Origin of the sequence: Asaia sp. SF2.1 (assembly GCF_000505765.1) — a bacterium.
In the GTDB taxonomy this organism is placed as follows: Bacteria; Pseudomonadota; Alphaproteobacteria; order Acetobacterales; family Acetobacteraceae; genus Asaia; species Asaia bogorensis.
This window is the reverse complement of record NZ_AYXS01000051.1, coordinates 51,170-56,903: the sequence shown is the minus strand read 5'-3', so window position 1 is coordinate 56,903 and position 5,734 is coordinate 51,170. Positions and strand designations below refer to the sequence as shown.

Genomic DNA, 5,734 nt, shown 5'->3' with positions numbered 1-5,734 from the left:
CCAAATCGCTGGATCGGCAGGCTTTTGCGATGGCGCTGGAGCGTGTGTCGGGACTGGGGGCAGAGGCTGGCGCGGCGACCCTTGTGGCCTTCACGGTGCGCAGTATTGCCCAAAGCGTCCTGCCGGAGGTGCCGCGTGGCTGGTTTGTGTGCGGGGGAGGGCGTCACAATCCGTCGATCATGCAGGCGCTCGGCCAGACTTTGCAGGGCACGGTCGCGCCGGTGGAAGCATTGGGGTGGAACGGCGATATGGTCGAGGCCGAGTGCTTCGCCTTTCTCGCCATGCGCAGCTTGCGCGGCTTGCCGCTCTCGTCGCCCGGCATCACAGGGGCGCCCGGTTTCGGCTCGGGGGGCAGGCTGAGCTGTTCAGCCCTCGTGTCCTCGTCGGTTCTCCGAGGGGCGTTCGCCCGCTGAGGGGATTTCAGAAGTGGGTCTGCGCGTTCTTTCATCGTGTCAGTCCAGCCTTCCCCAAGGCGTGATGCGGATCCCGGCTGACCCCGATTGACACTCTGTTCAGGCTGGTGCGTTGATGACCTGTAACAAAGGATGGAACGAGCATGGGCAAATTGATGGCATTTCTGGTGGGCGCACTCGCTCTCACTTCCTGTAACGGGATCGATCATGCGGCCTGCGCCAATGATCCGACGGCCACCTCCTATCAGGTGACGAGCGCAAAATCGGTCCTGCACACCTGCAACTGATCCAGCATTTCCCGGCTGGCCGGCGTTCGCGCAGGCTGCCGGCCTTGCTTCAGCCGGTCTTCATGATCAGCGGCGCAACTCTGACCGTACCGTGGGTCATAAGACCGGAGATGCGATGATTTCTCGCTATTGTCAGTAGAAATTCACGTCGCTGAAATATTAACAAATCAGACCAAAAATAGTCATCAAACTATAGTTTGATACGCGGGAACCCCTCGCACAAAGTGCCGCCCGATATCGCAAGCGTAACGACACGCATGCCGTCACAGTATCGGAATCGGGTTATGTCGCGTCCTATTTCCTGCAAAATGGCTTCTCTGCTCGCGTCTGGCGCTCTTGTGGCCCTGCTTCCGCCGCGACCCGCCTGGGCTGTGCATCATGCCCCCCACCCGGCGCATAAGGATATGCCCGTCAGTTCAGGCACGCGGCCTGCGGCAAACCGGGCCAAGCGGCATGAGCCGGTAAAAGGCCAGGATGAAAATGTCAGTGTCTCAGGGCGTCGTGCCGTTCTGGGGGGCGGCTTGATGGCGCGGCAGACCGTTGCGCGTTCGATCAGTACGGTGACGCAGGAATATATCGCGAGGCAGTCGCCATTGGTCAATCCGGGCGTGCTGGTCTCCAGCCTGCCGGGCGTACAGGGAAATAACGAGGGACCGCTCAGCACGAGCTCCGAGACAGTTCATATCCGTGGTCTCGACCAGACCCAGATCGGCATGATCTATGAGGGCATGCCACTGGCTGATCCTTTCACCTATAGCGCCTATACATCGGCGATGGTGGATAACGAGGATCTGGCGAATGTCTCGGTCAGCCAGGGATCATCGGATCTTACGGCGCCAACCTATAATGCCGATGGCGCCCAGATGACCATGAGCCTGCGTCATCCCTCGGACCATTTCGCTCTATACGCCGAAGGCTCAGGTGGAACGCACAGCACCAACAAGGAATTTGTACGCGTCGATACGGGCGAGCTGGGTCATAGCGGTGTTACTGGTTTCGTTTCCGGCTCGTATTCCAGCGGCAATCTGTGGCGTGGCCCCGGAAGCCTCTATCGCTGGCATCTGGACGCAGCGCTTTTGAAACACTGGACGCCCAAAAGCAGCTCCGAGGTAATTTTCGGATATAATTATGCGAACCAGACGGAGTGGGTCTATCCCAATCTCGCGCAATGGCATCAATATGGTACGGGCTATAATACGCATGGTCAGTATACACCGGGAGACACGCTGTATTACAAGCTGAATACCAAGGCCACCAATGCCGTGGTCGGCACTATCAAAAATCATTTCGATCTGGGGAGCGGTTGGTCGCTTGATTCCCAGCCCTACGCCGTTGAGACCTATGGCCCCAATAATTATGGCGCGAATATCCCTGTGACGAACGGGTATCGGGGTACCGAGAAATATGCCGTTCTCGATGGCTATACGCCGCAATCCGGCACGATCACGGCCATCAGCATTCACCCCTGGGTACAGACCTCAAGCGGGCTGAACATGATCGCTGCCTGGCACCGTGGCATCAATACGCTGAAATTCTCCTACTGGTATTCCTATGCCGTTCATACCGAGTTTCAGAACCATTATCCGGTGAATGCCATGGGGCAGTACACGCAGAATAACGGCTACCTGACTGTAGGTGGAAAAGCTGTCACCCAGTATGACATCAACGGTTTCCAGCAGCTCAACGCGCTCGGTATCGAGGATCAGATCAAGCTGTTTCATGACCGCCTGACCATTGATGCGGGTTTGCGCGCCAATATGATCTCGCGCCAGTTCACTGAAGATCTGCCCGGATCGACCCCGTACAAATCGACCAAGAACATGTTCATCCCTGCGCCGCAGGTGCTCATCAGCTATCAGATCGACCCCGATAACCAGATCTATGTGAACGGCACCACAGGTTATCGCGCCCCCTCATCGTTTCAGGCGCAGGTGCCGGTCTATACCTTCACGACGCCCGTACCTGTCACGCAGCCTCTGGCAAATTTCACGCCCGAATACATGATTGGCGAGGAAATCGGCTTCCGGCGTTATGGGGCGGTCATGCTGAGTGTGGCGGGCTTCAACTACAATCTGACCCATCACCAGATCAGTTCTGTCTCCTATATTCCAGGGACCAGCATCCTCACCTCGCAACCTATCGATGCCGGGGGTGAATCAGCACAAGGCGTGCAGGCTGAGCTTTCGACCCGTCCCTGGCATCATTTCAGCGCCTATGCCTCGGGGCAGTACATGCACACCCGTATTGGCAATAATATCGCCTATATGGGCGACATTCTGCCCACCAAGGGGAAGCAGGAGGTGGCTTCTCCCAAATTTCTCGGAGCGCTCGGGCTGACCTTCGATGACGGCACGACATTCGGCAATTTCAATTTCCGTTACTCCGACTCCCAGTATTCAACCCTTATGAACGATCAGGGCATCCCGTCCTATTTCACGGCCGATGCCTCGATCGGTCGTTATCTGCCCCGCTTCGGGCATGTAAGGCCCAAGGCGATGCTTAGCCTGATGAATATCGGCGATGTGCATTATCTGTCATCCATCACGGGTTTCACGCCGAGCGCTGCGAGCCGGATCAAGGGGCTGGGGGGCAAGACGCTTGTCGGGTCTCAGCCCGCCTATGCGGTAGGAACCGGCTTTGCAGCCATCGCGACCGTGTCTGCTGCCTTCGAGTGAAAGGCAGACAGAACACGGCGATGTGAGAGCCTGCATGCGGAACATGCAGCCTGTCGCAGCCTTTCTTTTGGCAATCACTGCGAAAGGCTGTTCCGACCCATGAGCCAGGCTCTCATTATCCACGCGCCCCATGATCTGCGCCTTGAGACATTCGAGACGCAGCCCCTCCAGGCCGGTGAAGTCATGGTGCGGGTCGAGGCAGGGGGTATCTGCGGTTCTGACCTGCATTACTATCATCACGGCGGCTTTGGCGCGGTGCGCATCAGGCACAAGATGGTGCTTGGTCATGAAGTGGCTGGGCGCATTGCCCAAAAGGCCCCGGATGTGCAGGGGCTCGAAATTGGTGATGTCGTAGCCGTCAACCCAGGTCTGGCCTGTGGCCATTGCGCCATGTGTCTGGCGGGACTGTGCAATCACTGCACCGATATGCGCTTTTATGGCAGTGCCATGCGCGACCCGCATGTGGATGGTGCCTTCAGGCGGGACCTTGTCTGCAAGGCCGTTCAATGCGTCAGGGGGCATCACAAATCACCTGCTGATCTCGCTCTGGCCGAGCCCTTCGCCGTTGCGCTCCACGCTGTCAGACGGGCGGGAGCACTGCTTGGCAAAAAGGTGCTGATCACGGGGGCAGGGCCGATCGGAACGCTCGTGGCGGTTGCAGCCCGACTGAATGGTGCGAGGCGGGTGATTGTGACCGATATCCTTTCCGAGCCGCTCGCAATTGCGCACAAGGCTGGCGCGGTTGAGGTGATCAACGGGCGGGAAGAGCCTGATGCGCTGGCGACGATCAAGGGGCAGGTGGATGTGATGATCGAGTGCTCAGGCAATGAGCAGGCGCTCAGAAATGGGATTGATCTGATGAGCCCTTGCGGGACGATCGTTCAGCTTGGTCTTGGAGATGATGTGACTCTGCCGCAAAGCCGTATCGTGACGGGCGAACTCAACTGGGTGGGGTCATTCCGTTTTCGTGAGGAGTTTGCCCTTGCAGTGGAGCTCATCGATAGCGGCAGGGCTGACCTCTCGGCTCTCGTCACGCACCGCTTCGCGCTTGAGAGAGCGCAGGAAGCATTCGATCTGGCCTCTAACCGCAAGGAGGCCATGAAAGTGCTTCTCACGCTCTAGGCTTGATCCCCTCAGAAGGCTGCGGTGATCGACCCGATAAACTGCCTTGGCGATGCGACAAAGAGATTGCTGTTGTTATCGCCCAACACCGATGCCGCGCCATACACGCCACCGATGTAATTCTTGTCAAAGAGGTTGGTGACGCCAAAGCTTGCCTTGAAATGCTCGGCAAAGCCGATACGGCCGAAATCATGGGTGAGAGTCAGATTGGCGAGCCAGTAGGACGGAATGCTCAGATCATTGAGAAATGTCATGGGTCGTGAGCTGATGTAGTTCACGTTGAAGTTGAACTGTGTCGCACGCCATGTGTAGGCCAGATTGGCCTTGTACATATAGGCTGGATAATACACCTGACGCTTGCCCTTCAGGCTATAGATCTGACCGCCGTAATTGATGCCCGTCCCCTGATAGCGCGCGTTGTTCCAGCTGAAGCTATTGGTGATTTCGAGCCCCTTGACCGGGCGGATGGCACCGAGGATATCGACCCCATCCATGGTTTCCCGGCCGACATTCATATAGGCATTACGCGTGTTGTTCGATGTGCCTTCGGTGATCGAAGCCAGACGATTATAGTAATCTGTATGATAGTAATCGACTGTACCGGTGAAAAATCTGGCGTCGTAGCGATAGCCCACGACGTAATTCCATGTCCGCTCGGGCTTGAGGATTTTCTTGTTCGCGTCAAACACCTGTTGCGCGGGCTGCGAGGCATTGCCGAGCCCACCCCAGGCCGTGCCGGAAGCGACCTGCGAGTAGTAGTCATAGGCGCGCAGGTTTTCGGCAATATCCCAGTAGATCTCATGATGATCTAGGAAATGGTAATCGAAGCTGAAATGGGGCAGGAAGGCGCTTGATGCCGTCAGGGAGCCACTGGCAGGGCGTCGATAATACGTGTTCCAGCCCTCGGCCTTGAGTTGCTGCGTATAGTCATTTTTCGTGCCGCCATGCGTGGTCTGGGTGAGTGATTTGAAACCCGCCAGAAGCGTCATACCCCTGATGATGGTCCAGCGATCCTGCAGGAAGAACTGGAAACTGTTCGAGTTGTAAGTGTCCTCGAACCACGTGGCCCCTGTTCCCTTCCTGAGGTCGGACATCATGTTGTGGGCGCTGGTTGGCGTGTCCTCGTACAGGCGTGCGTTGTAGATCCAGCGATTGTTCTCATACCACAGCCCGCCCTCGACGAGATTATGATGGGGCGCTTCGTAGGAAAGCTTCTGCGTAAAGCCGATGCGCTGCA

At 57.3% G+C, this 5,734-nt stretch carries 4 protein-coding genes and 1 pseudogene; 4 read left to right on the top strand and 1 reads right to left on the bottom strand.

Annotation, left to right across the window (positions count from 1 at the left end):
- The 4 genes and pseudogenes from P792_RS39465 to P792_RS35200 form a co-directional block, all read left to right on the top strand.
- Positions 1–413, top strand: a pseudogene (locus P792_RS39465) (anhydro-N-acetylmuramic acid kinase); the annotation flags it as partial.
- A 143-nt stretch (positions 414–556) separates the two neighbouring features.
- A complete protein-coding gene (locus P792_RS37850; RefSeq protein WP_023979983.1) occupies positions 557–700 on the top strand; it encodes a hypothetical protein in 144 nt (47 codons plus the stop codon).
- Between the two features lie 284 nt (positions 701–984).
- The gene (locus P792_RS35205) at positions 985–3,375 is read left to right on the top strand and encodes a TonB-dependent receptor (RefSeq protein ID WP_023979982.1); all 2,391 of its coding nucleotides are present in this window, start codon (positions 985–987) and stop codon (positions 3,373–3,375) included.
- A 99-nt stretch (positions 3,376–3,474) separates the two neighbouring features.
- A complete protein-coding gene (locus tag P792_RS35200; protein ID WP_023979981.1) occupies positions 3,475–4,497 on the top strand; it encodes an L-idonate 5-dehydrogenase in 1,023 nt (340 codons plus the stop codon).
- Between the two features lie 11 nt (positions 4,498–4,508).
- Here the strand turns inward: P792_RS35200 and P792_RS39460 are convergent.
- A partial coding sequence (locus P792_RS39460; RefSeq protein ID WP_023979980.1) for a TonB-dependent receptor domain-containing protein occupies positions 4,509–5,734 on the bottom strand: 1,226 nt, incomplete at its 5' end.

Bases quoted from the DNA above. Each gene is read 5' to 3' on its own strand.
- P792_RS37850 (WP_023979983.1), top strand. From the start codon at position 557: ATGGGCAAATTGATGGCATTTCTGGTGGGCGCACTCGCTCTCACTTCC.
- P792_RS35205 (WP_023979982.1), top strand. From the start codon at position 985: ATGTCGCGTCCTATTTCCTGCAAAATGGCTTCTCTGCTCGCGTCTGGC.
- P792_RS35200 (WP_023979981.1), top strand. From the start codon at position 3,475: ATGAGCCAGGCTCTCATTATCCACGCGCCCCATGATCTGCGCCTTGAG.